The sequence below is a fragment of the Stenotrophomonas chelatiphaga genome (assembly GCF_032054965.1).
Lineage (GTDB): Bacteria > Pseudomonadota > Gammaproteobacteria > Xanthomonadales > Xanthomonadaceae > Stenotrophomonas > Stenotrophomonas chelatiphaga.
This window is the reverse complement of sequence record NZ_DAMBRS010000021.1, coordinates 19527-38406: the sequence shown is the minus strand read 5'-3', so window position 1 is coordinate 38406 and position 18880 is coordinate 19527. Positions and strand designations below refer to the sequence as shown.

At 66.4% G+C, this 18880-nt stretch carries 14 protein-coding genes and 1 riboswitch; of the genes, 8 read left to right on the top strand and 6 right to left on the bottom strand.

The genetic code is table 11. From position 1 onward, the window contains the following. Positions 1-145: 145 nt before the first annotated feature. Positions 146-1723 (bottom strand): BCCT family transporter, encoded by a 1578-nt coding sequence (locus RTX79_RS17710; RefSeq protein WP_312685121.1) that lies wholly within the window; start codon positions 1721-1723, stop codon positions 146-148. A gap of 202 nt (positions 1724-1925) precedes the next feature. Beyond that, positions 1926-2026: riboswitch (TPP riboswitch) on the top strand. 82 nt (positions 2027-2108) lie between these two features. On the opposite strand from RTX79_RS17710, the gene thiC reads away from it, so the two are divergent. The 5 genes from thiC (at position 2109) to RTX79_RS17685 (ending at position 11177) form a co-directional block, all read left to right on the top strand. Beyond that, a complete protein-coding gene (gene thiC / locus RTX79_RS17705; RefSeq protein ID WP_428696037.1) occupies positions 2109-3905 on the top strand; it encodes a phosphomethylpyrimidine synthase ThiC in 1797 nt (598 codons plus the stop codon). An 85-nt stretch (positions 3906-3990) separates the two neighbouring features. Then, positions 3991-4668: an ion channel gene (locus RTX79_RS17700; protein WP_309689535.1), complete on the top strand. Its 678-nt coding sequence runs from the start codon at positions 3991-3993 to the stop codon at positions 4666-4668. Between the two features lie 250 nt (positions 4669-4918). Next, positions 4919-7267, top strand: coding sequence for a winged helix-turn-helix domain-containing protein (locus tag RTX79_RS17695; protein ID WP_312685119.1), 2349 nt, complete (start codon positions 4919-4921; stop codon positions 7265-7267). 125 nt (positions 7268-7392) lie between these two features. Further along, positions 7393-8292: a helix-turn-helix transcriptional regulator gene (locus RTX79_RS17690; protein WP_312685118.1), complete on the top strand. Its 900-nt coding sequence runs from the start codon at positions 7393-7395 to the stop codon at positions 8290-8292. Between the two features lie 47 nt (positions 8293-8339). Beyond that, entirely contained in the window at positions 8340-11177 is a 2838-nt protein-coding gene (locus RTX79_RS17685) for a TonB-dependent receptor (RefSeq protein ID WP_312685117.1), read from the top strand. 190 nt (positions 11178-11367) lie between these two features. Here the strand turns inward: RTX79_RS17685 and RTX79_RS17680 are convergent, their stop codons facing one another. Both RTX79_RS17680 and ppa read right to left on the bottom strand, forming a co-directional pair. Next, positions 11368-12495, bottom strand: a complete 1128-nt coding sequence (locus RTX79_RS17680; protein ID WP_312685115.1) for an HDOD domain-containing protein — start codon at positions 12493-12495, stop codon at positions 11368-11370. 147 nt (positions 12496-12642) lie between these two features. Continuing rightward, positions 12643-13179: an inorganic diphosphatase gene (gene ppa, locus RTX79_RS17675; protein WP_042614993.1), complete on the bottom strand. Its 537-nt coding sequence runs from the start codon at positions 13177-13179 to the stop codon at positions 12643-12645. A 156-nt stretch (positions 13180-13335) separates the two neighbouring features. On the opposite strand from ppa, the gene RTX79_RS17670 reads away from it, so the two are divergent. Then, entirely contained in the window at positions 13336-13884 is a 549-nt protein-coding gene (locus RTX79_RS17670; protein ID WP_312685110.1) for a hypothetical protein, read from the top strand. Beyond that, entirely contained in the window at positions 13881-14327 is a 447-nt protein-coding gene (locus RTX79_RS17665) for a hypothetical protein (RefSeq protein ID WP_312685108.1), read from the top strand. Before RTX79_RS17670 ends, RTX79_RS17665 begins: the two co-directional genes overlap by 4 nt. Positions 14328-14343: 16 nt before the next feature. Here the strand turns inward: RTX79_RS17665 and RTX79_RS17660 are convergent, their stop codons facing one another. Together RTX79_RS17660 and RTX79_RS17655 are read right to left on the bottom strand one after the other, a co-directional pair. Beyond that, positions 14344-14601, bottom strand: a complete 258-nt coding sequence (locus RTX79_RS17660; protein ID WP_057509176.1) for a DUF2789 family protein — start codon at positions 14599-14601, stop codon at positions 14344-14346. 114 nt (positions 14602-14715) lie between these two features. After that, positions 14716-16743, bottom strand: coding sequence for a sodium-translocating pyrophosphatase (locus tag RTX79_RS17655; protein ID WP_312685106.1), 2028 nt, complete (start codon positions 16741-16743; stop codon positions 14716-14718). A gap of 240 nt (positions 16744-16983) precedes the next feature. On the opposite strand from RTX79_RS17655, the gene RTX79_RS17650 reads away from it, so the two are divergent. Further along, a complete protein-coding gene (locus tag RTX79_RS17650; RefSeq protein WP_428696036.1) occupies positions 16984-17487 on the top strand; it encodes a hypothetical protein in 504 nt (167 codons plus the stop codon). 43 nt (positions 17488-17530) lie between these two features. Here RTX79_RS17650 and RTX79_RS17645 read toward each other — a convergent pair whose 3' ends face one another. Beyond that, positions 17531-18787, bottom strand: a complete 1257-nt coding sequence (locus tag RTX79_RS17645; RefSeq protein WP_312685104.1) for a 6-phosphofructokinase — start codon at positions 18785-18787, stop codon at positions 17531-17533. Positions 18788-18880: the final 93 nt, after the last annotated feature.

Here is an 18880-nt window from a genome sequence, read left to right as displayed (position 1 = left end):
CGAGGCCCGCAGGATGCGGCTTCTGCCGTCCCCCGCCAACCCACCCCGCCCCACCAACCCAACATCTCCACGCTGTTGCTCGTGACGCCGTCGCTTCAAAGCAGGCGCCGGGCTGCAAGCCCGGCAACCCACCCAACACGCCACGTCAGTCGCGCTCAGCCGCGCGCCCGGCTTCCTGCCGCGTCTCTTCCTGCGCCGCCATCTCGCGTTCGATCCACGACTCGATCATCTGCCGCGCGCGCTGCGCCTTGCGCCGTTCGCGCGTCCATTCCTGATCCAGCACCCGATACAGCGACACCATCACCAGGATCATCAACAGCGCAAACGGCAGCGCGGCGATGGTGATCATTCCCTGCAGCGCCGACAACCCGCCGGCCAGCAGCAGTGCCGCGGCAATCAATGCAATCGCCACGCCCCACGCGACCTTGCGCTTCAGCGGCGGATCACCGGCCTCATCGGTGGACATGCTGGCCAGCACCAGGACCGCTGAATCGGCCGATGTCACGAAGAAGATCATCAACAACACCAGCGCCACGCTGGCCAGGACCAGCGGCAACGGCAGGCTGTCGAACATGGTGAACAGCACCGTTTCGTAGCCATTGCCCAGCGCGGCCACCAGGTCGACATGGCCGAAGATCTGCGACCACAGCGCGGTACCGCCGAACACCGAGAACCAGATGAAGCCCAGCACGGTCGGCGCGATGACCACCCCGACCACGAACTCGCGCACGCTGCGGCCGCGCGAAATGCGGGCGATGAACGCGCCCACGAACGGCGCCCAGGCGATCCACCATGCCCAGTAGAAGATCGTCCAGTCGACCACCCACGTGCTGCCGGAGAACGGCGACATGCGCAGGCTCATCGTTACCAGCTGGTTGAGGTAGGACCCCAGCGTGGTGGTGAACGTATCGAAGATGAAACCGGTGGGGCCCAGTACCAGCACCATGGCCAGCAACAAGGCCGCCAGGCCGAGGTTGAAGTTCGACAGCCATTTGATGCCGCGGTCCACGCCGCTCATGGTCGATGCCATGTACAGCACGAAGGCAACGGCGATGATCACCATCTGGGTCGGCACGTTGGACGGGATGCCGAACACCCGCTCCAGTCCGGCGGCAATCTGGATGGTGCCGAAGCCCAGCGTGGTGGCCACGCCGATCGCGGTGGCGACCACCGCGGCGATGTTGACCAACTGGCCGATCCAGCCGCGATGGTGGTGGCCGATGATCGGCTGCAGCATGTCGCTGACCAGCCCGCGGCCATTGCGGTTGAACTGGAACCAGGCCATCGCCAGGCCGATCAGTGCGTAGATGGCCCACGGGTGCAGGCCCCAGTGGAAGAAGGCGTAGCGCATCGATGCACGCGCCGCTTCCATGCCCATCGGCTCCAGGCCTTCCGGCGGCTTGACGAAGTGCGAGACCGGCTCGGCGGCGCCCCAGAACACCAGGCCGATGCCCATGCCGGCGGCAAACAGCATCGACATCCAGCTGGCGCGGGAGAAGTCCGGCTCGGCATCTTCGCCGCCGATGCGCAGGTTGGCGAAGCGGCCAAACGCCAGGTACAGCAGGAAGGACAGGGCGAGGAACACGACCAGCAGGTACAGCCAGCCGGCGCCGCGTACCACTTCGGCCAGTACCGTCTGCACGACGGAATTGAAGGCGTCGGGCGTGAGCCCGGCGAGCAGCACCAGGACAGCGACCAGTGCGATGGAAATTCGAAACACCATGAAGGGGCTTCTCCGATCAGTGAATGAGGGAGCGAGCAGAAGCTTGCAGTGTATCGCCGGCGTAATGCCAGCAACGGGGAGGGCGGCGGCAGGCCATCTGCCTGCATACGCAGGCGCGACAACGCGCGGCGTGATGGTAACCGCCGCGTCGTCACGACCCTGTCAGGGTGTCGGCAGCGACAGCCGGGTTGTGCTGTAATGCGCCCCGAAGCGGGGGTACCGCGGTCGATGACCGTGGTTGAGATAGTCCCTTGGAACCTGATCCGGCTCATACCGGCGTAGGGAAGCTTTGCAATGCCGTCCGTGCGTGGGCCCCAGGCGGGGGTCGGCGCGCGTGCGTCGTTGCACCGCCGCTTCGTCCCCGAACCTGATTGGACGAAGCCCGATGAATGCACCGTACGAGGACCTGCAGCAGCAGGCGCAGCAGCTTTCCGAATCCGTTACCCGGCCGATCCCGGGCTCGCGCAGGATCCACGTGGCCGGCTCACGCCCGGACCTGCGGGTGCCGATGCGCGAGATCGTGCTCAGCCCGACGCCGGACACCTTCGGCGGCGGTGAGAACGCACCGCTGGCGGTGTATGACACCTCCGGTCCCTACACCGATCCCGAAGTACACATCGACCTGGCGGCGGGCCTGCCTGCGCTGCGCCGGGAGTGGATCGAAGAACGTGCCGACAGCGGGCCGCAGCACGGCCTGGGCTCGGTGTTCGGGCGTTCGCGCGAACGCGATGCGAGGCTGGACGCGGTGCGCTTCCCGACGCGCCATCAGCCGCTGCGCGCACGCGCAGGCGCCAACGTGACCCAGATGCACTACGCGCGTGCCGGCCTGATCACCCCGGAGATGGAGTTCGTTGCGATCCGCGAGAACCAGCGCCTGCAGGCGGTGCAGGACGCCGGCCTGCTGCAGCAGCATCCGGGAGCGTCTTTCGGTGCCGCCATCCCGCGGGTGATCACGCCGGAGTTCGTGCGCAGCGAGATCGCGCGTGGGCGCGCGGTGCTGCCCAACAACATCAACCATCCGGAAAGCGAGCCGATGATCATCGGCCGCAACTTCCTGACCAAGATCAACGCCAACATCGGCAACAGCGCGGTGTCCTCGGGGATCGCCGAAGAAGTGGAGAAACTGGTCTGGGCGATCCGCTGGGGCGCGGATACGGTGATGGACCTGTCCACCGGAAAACATATCCACGAGACGCGTGAATGGATCATCCGCAATTCACCGGTGCCGATCGGCACCGTGCCGATCTACCAGGCACTGGAGAAGGTCGGTGGTCGCGCCGAAGACCTCAGTTGGGAGGTGTTCCGCGATACCTTGATCGAACAGGCGGAGCAGGGCGTGGACTACTTCACCGTGCACGCCGGCGTGCGCGCGGCCCACGTCCCGCTGACCGCAGGCCGGGTCACCGGCATCGTCTCGCGCGGCGGCAGCATCCTGGCCAAATGGTGCATGGCGCATCGCAGGGAGAACTTCCTGCATACCCATTTCGATGACATCTGCGAGATCATGAAGGCCTACGACGTAACGTTTTCGCTGGGCGACGGGCTGCGCCCGGGCTGCATCGCCGATGCCAACGACGCCGCGCAGTTCGCTGAACTGGAAACCCTTGGCGAGTTGACCAAGGTTGCCTGGCAGCACGACGTGCAGGTGATGGTGGAGGGCCCGGGCCATGTGCCGATGCACCTGATCAAGGAGAACATGGACAGGCAGCTGCGCGAATGCGGCGAGGCGCCTTTCTATACCCTGGGTCCGCTGACCACCGACATCGCGCCGGGCTACGACCACATCACCAGTGCCATCGGTGCGGCGATGATCGGCTGGTACGGCACGGCGATGCTCTGCTACGTCACCCCCAAGGAGCACCTGGGCCTGCCCAACCGCCAGGACGTGCGCGACGGCATCATGGCCTATCGCATCGCCGCCCATGCCTCGGACCTGGCCAAGGGCCACCCCGGCGCGCAGGTGCGCGACAACGCGCTCAGCAAGGCCCGCTTCGAATTCCGCTGGGAAGACCAGTTCCACCTCGGGCTGGACCCTGAGAAGGCCAGGGAGCTGCATGACCAGACCCTGCCCAGGGACGCGCACAAGAGCGCCCACTTCTGCTCGATGTGCGGCCCGCAGTTCTGCTCGATGAAGATCAGCCAGGAAGTACGCGGGCAGTCCGCTGCAGGCCCTGCCACATGACGACCGCAGCTTCCAGTGGGTGACGATCGTTGGTCGTCACATGGCCTCCCGGTATCCTCCGCCCATCGTTCCCCAAGGCCGCGCCATGTCCATCCCGCCCACCCTCCGCTGGCTCGCCATCGCCCGTCGCCATCCGTCCGCCTGGTTGCTCGGCGTGCAGCTGCTGGGCGTGCTGGTGTACCCGGCGATGGATGACACCGCCGCGGGGCGGGCGGCGGTGGGGACGTTCGGCATCGCGGTGCTCGGGCTCGCCCTGTGGGTGGTGCAGCGCAGCCCGTTGGGCACCTGGCTGGCCCTGCTGCTGGCCATTCCATCGGTGGTGTTCTCCATCGCGGCGGTGCTGCTCGGCAAGACCGCGCTCGGTACCACCGCGCAGCTGCTGGAGAGCCTGCTGTACTTCTATACCGCCGGCGCGCTGATCGCCTACATGCTGCAGGACCATAAAGTCACCCGCGACGAACTGTTCGCCGCGGGTGCGACATTTACCTTGCTGGCCTGGGCGTTCGCGTTCGCGTTTTCGGTCTGCCAGCAGTGGTATCCGGGCAGTTTCCTGGCCACCAGCAACACCGAATTCCGCACGTGGATGGAGCTGCTTTATCTCAGCTTCAGCTTATTGTCCGGCGTCGGCCTCAGTGACGTGGTGCCGGTGCACCCCCAGGCCCGCGCATTGGTAATGCTGGCGCAGTTCTGCGGGGTCATGTACGTGGCGCTGGTGGTCTCCCGGCTGGTCGGTCTGACCATGCTCGAGCATCAACGAAAATGAATGGCAGATAAAAAAATCGCGCCCCGGAAGGCGCGAATAGTGAAACTGATTATCTGAATACGTGGGCGAGAGAGTGCCTGATGTCCGCCGCAGCATGTGCGGTTAACTCGCATAGGCTAGTATTCGCGCGCTTCGATTCATTTGCGTTATGGGTTCATGCTGTTTGCAGAGTCTGGCTGTTCGCGATTGCCCTTTCTGGTCACTCACGCTCGCCTGCTGGCATCCCGCCTGCCGCCCGCGTTCGAGATAGATGACCATCAGCGACAGCCCTTTCCATGATGCAGATGTCCTGCGCATCGGCGAATGCACCGTGACCTTGTCGTCACGCGAAGTGCAGGTGCCCGGCGCGCGGCGACTTCGCAGGCTCACCCCGAAGGCGGTGGGCGTGCTGCGTGTGCTTGTGCGCAGCAATGGACGGGTGGTCACCCGCGATGAGCTGTTCGCCGAGGTCTGGCCGGACACGCTGCCGACCAACGATGTGCTGACCCAGGCCGTGACCCAGCTGCGCAAGGCGTTCGCTGGCGACGATGAAGCGGGCACGCCCTACATCGAAACCATCGCCAAGACCGGCTACCGCCTGCTGGTGGCGGTGAGTGCGGTGAGTCCGGTGGACCCTGGTGCAGCGCAGCCGCTGTCGGCCGCGTCCGGCGTCCTGCCGCCCTTGGGCGATCAGCCGGCGACCTCGGTGGCCACGCCGGGCGCGATCGACGCTGCGACGATCCCCGCCGATGCGCTGCTGCTGGCGCCGGTGCGCCCGCGACGGGGCTGGCGGCGCATCCGCCGTTGGGTGCTGCTGGGGATCGGACTGGCAATGGTGCTGGCTCTGGGGGTGATGGGCTGGATGCTGATGCATCGCAGTACGGCTCCCTCGGCGGTGGATGCGGCGGTGGAGAACGGCACGCGGGTGATCGGCAGCCCACAGCGTCCGTATCGGTTGATCACCGCCAGCGCGGGCTTCCAGACCTATCCCACGCTGTCGCCGGATGGATCGCAGGTCGCCTACGAAGCCAGCGAGGAAGAGGGCGGCGGCCAGATCAAGGTGCAGACCTCCGGCAATGCGCCGGCGCGCACCCTGGTGGAGCGGCCGGATGGGGCGGTGGACCGCTTCCCGAACTGGTCACCGGATGGTCGCGAGATCGCGTTTGCGCGCTTCTTTGGCGATGGCCGCTGCGAAGTGCTGATCGCCAGTGCCACCGGCGGCAACCTGCGCCAGGCGACACGCTGCGATGGCACCGAGCTGCTCAGTTTCGACTGGACGCCGGACGGGCGCGGGCTGGTGTTCGGCAGCATGGTGGGCGTCTTCGCGCACCGCGGGATCCGCGTGCTGGACCTTGCCAGTGGGCGCTGGCAGGCGTTGCCGTACGCCGCGCACAAGGACGATTTCGATTACGCCCCGCGGATTTCGCCGGACGGGCGCTGGCTGGTGTTCGTGCGCAACCCGCAGATCGGTGACCTGTGGCGGATGCCGGCCGAAGGCGGGCCGTTGGAACAGCTGACCGACGATGCCGCCGAGTTCCGTGGCTGGGCCTGGCTGGGTGACAGCCGCCAGATCGTGTTCGGTCGCCGGGTGGACAGCGAAGCGCGCCTGTATCAACTGGACAGCGAGTCACGCACGCTGCGCGACCTCGGCCTGGACGACGCGCAGTGGCCGGCAGTGGCCAGATCGGCCAACCTGCTGGCGTTCGTGCATCGCAAGGCGCAGTTCGGCCTGTACAAGGTGCCGGTGAACGGGCCCGCCGCCGCGCAGCGGCTGTTTGCCTCCAGCAGCCGCGACAGCCAGCCGATGCTGGCCCCCGATGATCGCCAGCTGGTGTTTGCTTCGGACCGGTCCGGCAGTTACGCGCTGTGGTGGGCGGATCTGCAGCATCCGTCGTCGCTGCGACCGATCGAGGGGCTGCGTCCGGATACCCGGCAGCCTCCGGCGTGGTCCACCGACAGCCGCCATCTGCTGGTGCTGGGGCGAGACGACCAGGGGGTTCCCCATGTCTATGAAATCACGCCGCGCGACGAACAACTGCGGGTGCTGCCGGTGCCGGTCGCCCGCCCCTTGCAGGCGCTGTACACCGATGATCCCGACCGGCTGCTGCTGATCGAGCGCGGCGATGACCAGCGCACGCGGTTGAGCCTGTATGACCGCCGCAACTGGCAGCGGCTGGCGACGCTTTACGGCGTCTCGCAGGCCCGCTTCGATGGCGAACAGAAGCGCGTGGTGTTCACCCACCTGGGCGCCAGCGGCCTGTGGTCGGTGGATGCGTCGCTGAGCCCTGCCAGCGTGCAGCAGCTGAGCGCCGACAAGCCCTCGCGCTGGCGCTACCGTGCGTGGTCGGTGGCCGGCAGCGGACGCGTCGACTATCTGGATGAATCGGCGACGTGCAGCTCCGGCCTGCTGCGCATCGGAAGCGGAGCCGAGGCAGTTTCGCGCTGCCTGGATGCGACCCGGCTCAGTGCGGGCAATGGATTCAGCAGCAGCTTTGACGGAAATGACGTGTATGTGTCGCTGGCAGTGACCGACGGCGCCGACATCGGCGTGATGCCGCTGACCGAGCAGCCCGCCGAGGTCTTCCCTGCCTTCGTCAAGTCTTTGAAAATAAAGCCATAAATGGTTTCGTAAGTTTTTCGTACCGACATCGTGTCGATTTCGCCACGAAGTCGTCGCAACGTCCTGACCGCTGACGCCTCATTTGGCAAAACAGACACCCTGTATTGGCAAATACGTGGTGCTCCATGCGTCAGCTCTCCCTGGCCGATCGCGGTCAAACGATCTCCCTCGACAAGTCGCCCGATGACGCGACGCCGATCTGCCTGAGCGTGGCCCGCCTGGGCAGCCTGCAGACCGCCGGTAGCTGTTTCACCGTGTGGATCCAGGTCCGCGGCAGTGCGTGGGTGGAGGCCAAGGAGGGGCGGTTCCGGATGCGCCGTGGCGAGTGGATCGCGTTCGAGAAGGAATCGCGTCCGCTGGTGCAGGCCGGCCGCAGTGGCCTGTGCATCGGCCTGGCGCTGAACGCCGACGCCATGCGCATGCTGATGGAGCTTGCCGATTGCGGCCTGTATGCCGGCCGCGGCCTGATGAAGCCGGCCGAGCTGCGCGTTGCGCTGCGGCTGTGGCGCGATGCGCTGGACAGTGGCCTGCCGGCCCAGGCGCTGCGCCCGATGCTGCTGCACCTCGCGTCGCTGCAGCGCACGATGGCCGGTACCGTGCAGCGGTGCCCGGGCCGCTCGCGCAGCCGCAAGCGCCAGGTGTTCGGTCGCATGCAGCGGGCCCGCCTGTACCTGGAAGGCAACAGCCACCGCGTGGTGCGCATCGGTGAACTGGCGGAACTGACCAATTTCTCCAGCTGGTACCTGTCCAAGACCTTCCAGAGCCTGTACGAAGAAAGCCCGCAGGCCCTGTCGGCACGGCTGCGGCTGGAACGCGCGGCCGACCTGCTGCGCGATACGGACATGATGATCGGCGAAGTCGCCTCGGCCAGCGGATTCGACAACTGCTGCAGCTTCGCACGGGCCTTCCGCGCCCGTTTTGGTACGTCCGCGTCGCATTATCGTGAAAGTGCCGCCAAGCTGTCGCCACATTCGGCAAAGTCTCTCGCTGCATCACGCAAACCAAGGATCGCAACACAATCGTAACGTTTGATGGCGTTTTAACACGCCACTAACGTACCTTGGAGAGAGACATGAATTTCCGTACCCCCGCCGTGCGGCTGGGCATGCTGCCGGCCGGCATTGCGCTGGCGCTGAGCCCGAGCTTCGCCTCGGCGCAGGAAGCCGCAGCAGGCACCACCGACCTGGATCGCATCTCGGTCACCGGCTCGCGCATCCGCGCAGCCAACGTTGAAACCCAGCAGCCGGTCCTGACGCTGAGCCGCGAGAGCCTGGAAAAGCAGGGCTTCTCCTCGGTCGCCGACGTGCTGAACAACCTGACCTCGGCCGGTTCCCCGGCGATCTCCCGTTCGGAGTCGCTGGCTTCGGGTGAGAACGTGGGTGGCTACTACGTCGATATCCGCAACCTGGGCGCTGAGCGCACCCTGGTGCTGATGAACGGCAAGCGCCTCGGCGCGACCACCTCGGGCCTGCAGGATCTGTCGCAGATCCCGATGGGCGCCGTGGAGCGCATCGAAGTGCTGAAGGACGGCGCCTCGGCCATCTACGGTTCCGACGCGATTGCCGCCGTGGTCAACGTGATCACCCGCAAGAACGTGGAAGGTGGCGAAGCCACTGCCTACTTCGGTCAGTACGGCGAAGGCGACGGCAACACCGAACAGTACTCGATGACCCTGGGTGCGACCGGCGAGCGCGGCAGCCTGACCCTGTCGGCTGAGTACAACAAGGCCGATCCGGTCTTCGCCAAGGACCGTTGGTACAGCAAGGACGGCAACCGCGGTCCGAACTCGACCCCGGCCACCTGGAGCGCACTGAGCCAGAACGGCAGCTGGTGCAACCCGAATGTGTACAACTGCGAAAGCGCGTCGGCCGTGTGGCAGACCCTGAACGCCGGTGGCAACCCGCTGAATGCGGCTGATTACCACCCGCTGACCCAGAATGAGTGGTCCAACGCCAACCAGCAGATGACCGCGCTGACCGGCGTGGAGCGCAAGTCGCTGTACATCAACGGTACCTACGACTTCACCGACTCGATCAGCCTGAACACCGATGTGCTCTACAACGAGCGCAACACGTTCCAGCAGATCGCCGGCTACCCGTACCAGTCGCAGGCCTTCGGCACCCCGCTGTCGGCTGACAGCGCCTTCAATCCGCTGGGCCAGGACATCGATTTCCGTCGCCGCCTGTGGGAAGTGCCGCGCACCACCGAAAGCCAGCTGAAGACCACGCGCTTCGCGCCGACCATCAGCGGCTTCTTCGACTTCGCCGGCAAGACCTTCGACTGGGACGTCGGCGCGCTGTACAACCGCAACGAGTCGATCGTCACCCAGCGTGGTGATGCCAGCCTGATCTCCACCGAGCAGGCCCTGGGCCCGTCGTTCATCAACAGCGCCGGCGTGGCAACCTGCGGCACCGCAGCCAACCCGATCGTGGGCGACTGCCGTCCGTGGAACCCGCTGCTGCCGTACGGCGTTGCAGGCCAGGGTTCGCTGGCTGACCCGGCGCTGCAGGAATTCCTGTTCCCGACCTTCACCACCCGTGGTGAGACCAAGACCACCAGCTTCACCGCCAACCTGGCCGGTTCCATCGTGACCATGCCGGCCGGTGACCTCGGCTTCGCCGTGGGCGTGGAGCACCGCAAGGAAGAAGGCAGCTACGTGCCGGACGCCTTCGCGCAGTCGGGCATGTCCACCGGCCTGGGCCAGAAGCCGACCCGTGGCGAGTACGACCTGAACGAGGCCTACCTCGAGCTGAACGTGCCGATCCTGTCGGACATGCCGTTCGCCAAGGAACTGTCGCTGAACATGGCGACCCGTTACTCGGACTACAGCAACTTCGGTGACACCCTCAACAGCAAGTTCGGCGTGACCTGGCGTCCGATCGACGAGCTGCTGGTCCGCGGCACCTACGCCGAGGGCTTCCGCGCACCGACCATCAACGACCTGTACGGTGGCCTGAGCTCGAGCTTCGAAAGCTACATCGATCCGTGCGGCGTGGGCGCTCCGGGCAGTGTTGCCGGCAATGCCGCCTGCACCGCCGCCGGCGTGCCGGCCAACTACGTGCAGCTGGGCCAGGGCAACGCCCCGTGCGCCACCCTGCCGTGCGCCACCAACGACCAGTTCATCTCGGGTGCCAACCCGAACCTGAGCCCGGAAACGTCCAAGAGCTACACCGCTGGCCTGGTCTGGAGCCCGCGTTGGGTGCAGGGCCTGGACATCTCGCTGGATTGGTACAAGTACGAAATCAGCGACATGATCATTCCGGACAGCGTCGACCGCATCCTGCGTGACTGCTACGTGCTGGGTGATTCCTCGCGCTGCGCCAGCGTGGTTCGTGCGCCGGCCGGCAACATCACCGCGCTGACCTACGGCACCGCCAACCTGGGCAAGGTCGAAACCGAAGGTTACGATCTGGGTGTGAAGTACCGTCTGCCGGAAATGGCGATCGGCAACTTCAACATCGACTGGCAGACCAGCTACCTGTCGTCGTACGACGAGGAAGGTCAGAACAGCGCCGGCAACACCATCACCATCGGTCAGGTCGGTACCCCGGGCCTGTTCCGCATCCGTTCCAACGCCACCATCGGTTGGACCAAGGGTGATTTCGGCGTCAACTGGACCGCGCGTTACTACTCGGGCATGGCGGAGTCGTGCATCGCGATCGGCTGCACCGATCCGGACCGCTTCCAGAATGGCGAGACGGCACCGATCCGCAAGACCGGTTCGAACACCTTCCACGATCTGCAGGTGAGCTACACCGCACCGTGGGATGCCACCATCGCTGTCGGCGCGAACAACGTGTTCGATCACCGTGGCGCACTGCAGTACTCGGCTCCGAACAGCGCCTTCGCCTACTACGGCGGTTTCGATGTCGGTCGCTTCCTGTACATGAAGTACACCCAGCGCTTCTGATCCATCGAAGCACTGTTGCGTAAATGAAAAGGGGCGGACCGCAAGGTCCGCCCCTTTTCTTTGCCGGTAGCCCGGAGGCTGGTAGCGCCGAGCCACGCTCGGCGGCCCCTGTCAGTCCGCCAGTCACCGCGCCCCGCCTTCGCGTAGAACGAGGTGGGCCTCAGTCCAATGTCAGTTACCCGGGTGGCGCTCAGGCCTCCGCCGGCGACAATCCCATCAACGCGTTGGCGTGCTCACGCCACTCCGGCAGCTTGTGCAGCACGTTGGCGCGCTGCAGGTAGTCCTCGTCCACCGCTTCGCCGTTGACCAGCGCCAGCGCCACATGCACCGCGCCGGTGACCCAGAAACTGCGGGTGTTCGAACGTTGCGGCTGCAGGTGGAAGCCGACCGCTTCCACGATCGGCATCGGCAGGCCCCACAGCCCCAGCAGGTACGCACCCGCCTCGGCATGGCCCGGCCGACCGTCTTCGGCGCCTGGCACGGCAGGTTCGGTGCGTTCGTTGCGCACGCCAGGCAACAGCAGGCCGATGTCGGCCAGCAGCGCGGCGGTAGCGCCGAGCTCGGCGCTGGACGCCGGCAGCAGGCGTGCGGCCAGCCGCGAGGCGAGCAGGGCACGCTGCTGCAACGCATTGCGCTCGGCGGCGGACAGGGTGGAGGCCGAAAACACTTCGCTGGCCAGCACGAGGTCGCGCAGGGTCGACAGGCCCAGCCGGGTCACCGCCGTGCGCAAATCGGAAATGGTGCGGCCGCTGCTGAAGAACGCCGAGTTGGACAGCTGCAGGACCTTGGCCGCGATGGCCGGGTCGGCAGCGACCAGCTTGGCCACTTCGTTGCTGTCGGCATCGTCATCGTGCTCCAGCGCGCGGGTCAGGCTCATGTAGAGGTGCGGCGGCGAGGGCAGCTTCTCGATGCGGCCGATGGCATCGCGCAGTCGCGGGCTGTCCAGCAGTTCGCGCAGTTCTTCCAGGCTGCTCAGCGCCTCCAGCAGCACTTCCGGTGCCAGCGGCAGCGGCAGGAAGCGGTGGGCGATGCCGATCAGCCGCGCCGGCGGCGGGCGGTTGCCCTGCTGGGCGTCGATGAGTGCGACGCGGATGGTTTCCGGACGCAACGTACGGATCTGACCGAGCAGCGTGGTGGCATCCATGTCGGGCAGGTAGGGGCTGACGATCACCGCATCCAGCGATGAACCTGCCACGGCCGCCATCGCGGCGTGGCCGTCGACAACGGTGGTGGTGTGCCACTCTTCCCCAAGATCGGCAATGAATTCGCTCAGCTCAGCCGGTAGGCTGGCCTCGTCCCCAACAAACAGAATGCGCACGACACGTTCCCCTGGCGGACCATGGCACGGCCATGGTCGATGTGAAGTGTCGCAATTTAACCGATTCGGCGTGACGAGAGATGTGCCACAAGGCCGAACCGTGAACCGCATCGCCCTGGCGGGGGGCCAGGGCGATGGCCGGAAGGCTCAGGCCTTGCCGTCGAGGTAACGCTGGTGGGCTTCGACCAGGATCGCCTTGGCTTCGGCAGCGCCGGCCCAGCCGTCCAGCTTGACCCACTTGCCCTTCTCCAGGTCCTTGTAATGCTCGAAGAAGTGGCCGATGCGCTCCAGCCAGTGGCTGGACACCTGGGCGATGTCTTCCACGTGGGCGTAGCCGCTGAACACCTTGGAGATCGGCACGGCCAGGATCTTCTCGTCGCTGCCGGCTTCATCGCTCATCTTCAGCACGCCGACCGGACGGCAACGCACCACCGAACCGGGGATCAACGGCAGCGGCAGCACCACCAGCACATCGGCCGGGTCGCCATCGCCACACAGGGTGCTCGGCACGTAGCCGTAGTTGCAGGGGTAGCGCATCGGGGTGGAGAGGATGCGGTCGACGAAGATCGCGCCGGTGTCCTTGTCCACTTCGTACTTGACCGGCTCGGAATCCTTCGGGATCTCGATGATGACGTTGATTTCTTCCGGCGGGTTCTTGCCGGGGGAGACGAGTTCCAGACCCATGTGTGTACTCCGGTTGCGGGGGCGATAAAGAGAAGCATTTTATGCGTTTGCCCGACCGCGTGCTGGGGTCTGGACGCGACAGCCGCTCGGCGGTTTCCTGATGGCCCCCGTGGCCGCGCAGGGCGATGCTGGCTGCACCTGCTGAGGGTCAGATTCATGTTTCCCATCAACAACTTGCGAAGCGGTCGCGGACGCGCTGTGAGCCCCGGTGTCGCCGGCCTGCTGCTCGCCGCGGGTACTGCCATGGCGGCCGAAGCGCTGCCGCTGCCACGCCCAGAGGGGCCGGTGACCTTCGTCGATCTCATCGACCATCCCGCCCCGGAGGCCAACTGGGATCGCTTCTACGCCCTCGAAGACCGGCTGGCGGGCGCGTTCCTGAGCGCCTGTGCCGCGCAGGCGTGCCTGCCACGGCGCTTGCTGTGGCCGATGCAGCTGCGCTGTTCGGTGCGGGTGCCCGACGCCACGGTCGCGGCCTGCATCTGGGTCATCGCCGGCAGCGATCTGCGCGTGCGCGCGACGGGCAGCATCGACCCGGACGTACGGGTCTGGCGTTGCCCGCTGCCGCTGGGCCCCGGCGTCGCAGTGGAGGCCTTCCACGTGGCACTGGAGGTCGATGATCCGCTGGCCGTGCGATTGCCCGGCGCCTCCGGCAGCCTGCTGCACGCGCTGCGGACATGTCTGGAAGCACCGGGGACACCGTCATGATCGTGGCCGGCCTACTGCTGCTGCTTGGGCTCGCGCCGGGTACCCACGTGGATGCGCGTGATTACCCGGCCGCGGGCCAGGGTGCAGCCGCATTCGCGGTGATGGAGCGCGCGCTGGTCCGGGGCTTCGACGATATCTGTGGCGATACCTTCTGCGAAGGCGACTACGGCAACCTGCGCGCACTGCAGCTGCGCTGCGCCGTTCGCAGCCGCAGCGGCATGGTCGCTGGATGCCTGTGGAGCTTTGCCGGCAGCTATGCCTACGTCAGTCCGACCGCCGCACTTCCGGAGGTGGACGCGCGGACCTGGGCCTGCCCGCTGCCGGTGGTGGCCGGCACGTCGCTGGCGGCATTGCTTGAACGACTGAGCGGGCCGGACGCGCTGGATACGCCGCTGCCCGGCACCGGCGTCAGCACCTACGAGGCACTGACCGACTGTCTGTGATCCGGTGGCAGCCGGCTCAGGCCTGGGTGGCCTGCGCGCTGGCGTCGCTGTGCAGCGCTTCATTGAGTTCATCGACCACGATCGCCCAGTCGTTGTCCGACTTCAGCGATTCGGCGAGGAAATGTCGCTGTCCTTCGCTCCAGAATGCGGCCGCAGTGACCTTGATCTCCGCGGGCAGCTGGTGCTGCAGGATGAAGTCGCGGATGTCGTTCTCACCTGCTTCCAGGCCGAGCTGCAGGAACAGGTTGGTCATGTTCGGTTCGGTGGTGATCATCGTCTGGCGGCATTCTGCTGGAAAAGTCATCGGCATTATGCCGCGACCCGGCGCGGGCGCGATGTGATGGATGTGCCCATCACAGCGCGCCCGCCGCTGTCAGCGTCGCTGTTTTCAGAGCAGCGGCACCAGCAGCAGCGCCACGATGTTGATGATCTTGATCAGCGGGTTGATCGCCGGCCCGGCGGTGTCCTTGTACGGATCGCCGACGGTATCGCCGGTGACCGCTGCCTTGTGCGCCTCGCTGCCCTTGCCGCCGAAGTTTCCATCTTCGATGTACTTCTTCGCGTTGTCCCAGGCACCGCCGCCGGTGGTCATGGAGATCGCCACGAACAAGCCGGTGACGATGGTGCCGATCAGCAGCCCGCCGAGTGCGCGCGGCCCCAGCAGCAGGCCGACCACCACCGGCACGGCGACCGGCAGCAGTGACGGAACGATCATTTCGCGGATCGCCGAACGGGTCAGCATGTCCACGGCACGGTCGTACTGCGGTTTGCCGCTGCCCTGCATGATGCCGGGGATTTCGCGGAACTGGCGGCGGACCTCTTCCACCACCGCGCCTGCCGCACGGCCCACCGCTTCCATCGCCATCGCACCGAACAGATAGGGGATCAAGCCGCCGATCAGCAGGCCGATGATCACTTCGTGGTCGGACAGGTCGAAGCGGAATTCGATACCCGGATTGGCCGCCTGCAGGTTGTGCGTGTAATCGGCGAACAGCACCAGTGCGGCCAGCGCCGCCGAGCCGATCGCATAGCCCTTGGTGACCGCCTTGGTGGTGTTGCCGACGGCATCCAGCGGATCGGTGATGGCGCGGATTTCCGGCGGCAGGTCGGCCATTTCGGCGATGCCCCCGGCATTGTCGGTGATCGGGCCGTAGGCATCCAGCGCGACGATCATGCCGGCCATCGACAGCATCGCGGTGGCCGCGATGGCGATGCCGTACAACCCGGCCAGTGCATGTGCGCCCCAGATGGCGGCGCACACCGCGATCACCGGCAGCGCGGTGGATTTCATCGAGATCCCCAGCCCGGCGATGATGTTGGTGCCGTGGCCGGTGGTGGACGCCTGCGCCACGTGCTGCACCGGCTTGTACTGGGTGCCGGTGTAGTACTCGGTGATCCACACGATCAGGCCGGTCAGTACCAGGCCGATCAAGGCGCAGCCGTACAGCGCGTACGGGCCGAACACATTGTCATCCATCAGCGCGGTGGTGACCGGATAGAACGCGATCGCGGCCAGCACCCCGGACACGATCACCCCCTTGTACAGCGCGCCCATGATCGATCCACCGGGCTTCACCTTGACGAACAGCGCACCGATGATCGAGGCGATGATCGACACCCCGCCCAGTACCAGCGGATACAGCACCGCGTTGCGGCCGGCTTCGGCGATCATCAGGCTGCCCAGCAGCATGGTGGCGATCACCGTCACCGCATAGGTTTCGAACAGGTCGGCGGCCATGCCGGCGCAGTCACCGACGTTGTCACCGACGTTGTCGGCGATGACCGCGGGATTGCGCGGATCGTCCTCGGGAATACCGGCTTCCACCTTGCCGACCAGATCGGCGCCGACGTCCGCGCCCTTGGTGAAGATGCCGCCGCCGAGGCGCGCGAAGATCGAAATGAGCGACGAGCCGAACGCCAGTCCCACCAGTGCGTGCAGGGCCTGCGCCACGTCCAGCCCCAGCCGCAGCAGGATGGCGTAGTAGCCGGCAACGCCCAGCAGTCCCAGCCCGACCACCAGCATGCCGGTGATGGCACCGCCGCGGAACGCCACGTCCATCGCCGCGCTGATGCCGTGCCGCGCCGCTTCGGCGGTGCGTACGTTGGCGCGCACCGAGACGTTCATGCCGATGTAGCCGGCGGCACCGGACAACACCGCGCCGATCGCAAACCCAATGGCGGTGTACCAGCTCAGGAAGATCCCGACCAGCACGAACAGCACTGCGCCGGCGATGCCGATGGTCAGGTACTGGCGGTTGAGGTACGCACGGGCGCCTTCCTGGATCGCGCCGGCGATCTCGGCCATGCGTGCGTTGCCACTGGGTTGGCGCAGGATCCAGCGCGCCGAGATGATTCCGAACAGGATTGCGATGACGGCGCACAGCAGCGCCAGTGACAGCCCGTGACGTTCCAGCATGACCTCTCCCGGTGTGGATGAAAGAACATCCAGCGGTGGTGAACTTCACCACGAGGGGGACGACGGGCTGCAGCCTTGGAACCAACCCGTAACAGACCATGATGGTCGTCCGACGTATGGCGGTGTTCAGCATTCCCTGGTGGCCGCAGTATGCGGTCCGGGGCCAGCAGGCGCCAGCCTTTGCACGCGGTTAAGCCAGGCTCTGCGACCGTGCGGCCATTACTGTCGTGGAGAACACCGATGCGCCTGCCCCTGCTGATGATGGCCCTGATGGTCCCGGCCCTGCCTGCGTTGGCGGTGGAAACGCCCGAGCTGCAGCGTGCGGTGGGTTCGGCGCAGGCGGTCGGGGCGGTGCATACGCTGCGCCAGATTCCCGAAGCCTGCGCCCGCCTGGAAGGCGCCTTTACCGGCGATGCGGCGCAGCCCTACCGCTTCGCACCGGTACGCAGCAGCGAGCAGTGCCAGCCCCGCGCGCGCTTCGTCGATTACGCCAAGGCGCAGCCCAGCGAGGCCAAGGGATGGAAGCTCAACGACGTGATCCGCGTGCCGTCGGCGGCGTGTCCCGCCCAGCAGGCGGTGGTGCGGGTGTGGCGGCTGCCGGTGGCGCCGGCCACCGAACGCGACGGCCAGGGACAGTCGCGCATCTATCTGGAAGACGCCAAGAAGCAGGCCAGCAGCGGCAAGATCCCGCAGGTGACGATGTTCGCCGCGCAGCTGCAGATGGAAGGCAAGGCCTGCCCGTAGAACCGGTCGCGCCGGGCCACGCTCGGCGCGACAGGCATCCGCCTCAGGCGTCGAACGGCTCCAGCTTTTTCTTGACGCCGACATTCTTCAGCGTGACGTATTTCGGCAGCCCATCCGGCCCGTAGGGCAGGGGGGCTTCGCCCTTGATCAGCGGTTGCAGGTAGGCCAGGGCCTTGTCGGTGATGCCGAAGCCATCCTTGCGGATGAAGCTGGCCGGCATCTTCTTTTCATGGTTGGCGATCTTCTCCAGCGGCGCCGATTCGATCTTCCAGCGGTAGGGCTTGTCGCTGCTGCGCACGATCACCGGCATCACCCCGTTGTGGCCGGCCAGCGCCAACCGCACCGCCGCACGGCCCACCGCCTGCGCCTGTTCCCAGTCGGTCTTCGATGCGATGTGGCGGGCCGAGCGCTGCAGGTAGTCGGGCACGGTCCAGTGCACTTTCAAACCCAGCTGGTCCTTGACCCGGCCGGCCAGGTGCGCAGCGACGCCGCCCAGCTGGGTATGGCCGAAGGAGTCCTTGCCGCCACCGGCGTCGGCGACGAAGGTGCCATCGGCCGTGGCGATGCCTTCCGACGCCACCACCACGCAGTAGCCCACCTGATCGACCACCGCGCGCACCTTGGCCAGGAAGGCCGCTTCGTCGTAGGCGCGTTCGGGCAACAGGATCACCTGCGGAGCCTCGTTCGGTCCGCTGCCCGCCAGCCCGCCCGCCGCTGCCAGCCAGCCCGCGTGGCGGCCCATCGCTTCGTAGATGAACACGCGGGTGGAGGTTTCGGCCATGGCGGCGACATCCAGTGCTGCCTCGCGTACCGATACCGCGGTGTACTTGGCGGCCGAACCGAAGCCGGGGCAGGTGTCGGTCACGGCGAGGTCGTTGTCGATGGTCTTGGGCACGCCGATGCAGCTCAGTTCGACCCCGCGCTCGCGCGCCAGTTCGGACACCTTCAACGCGGTGTCGGCCGAATCATTGCCGCCGTTGTACAGGAACCAGCGCACGCCATGCGCCTGCAGCACCGCCAGCAACCGGTCGTAACGGGCCGCATCCTGTTGCAGTGATTTGAGCTTGTAACGGCAGGACCCGAAGGCGCCGCCGGGTGTGTGCGCCAGCGCGCGGATGGCACTGATCGGTTCGCGCGAGGTGTCGATCAGCTCTTCGCGCAGCGCGCCGAGGATGCCGTTGCGCGCGGCAAGCACCTTGACCCCGCGGGCGCGGGCTTCCTGGATCACCGCCGAGGCGGTGGCGTTGATGACGGCGGTGACGCCGCCTGACTGGGCGTAGAGCAGGGTGCCTTGGCGCATCGGAACCTCGTGTCGGGACAGGGACATTGCAGGGACATTACCCGGATGCGGTAAAGTGCGGGTATTGCGGTGCAGCGATACCGGTCCGTCCGG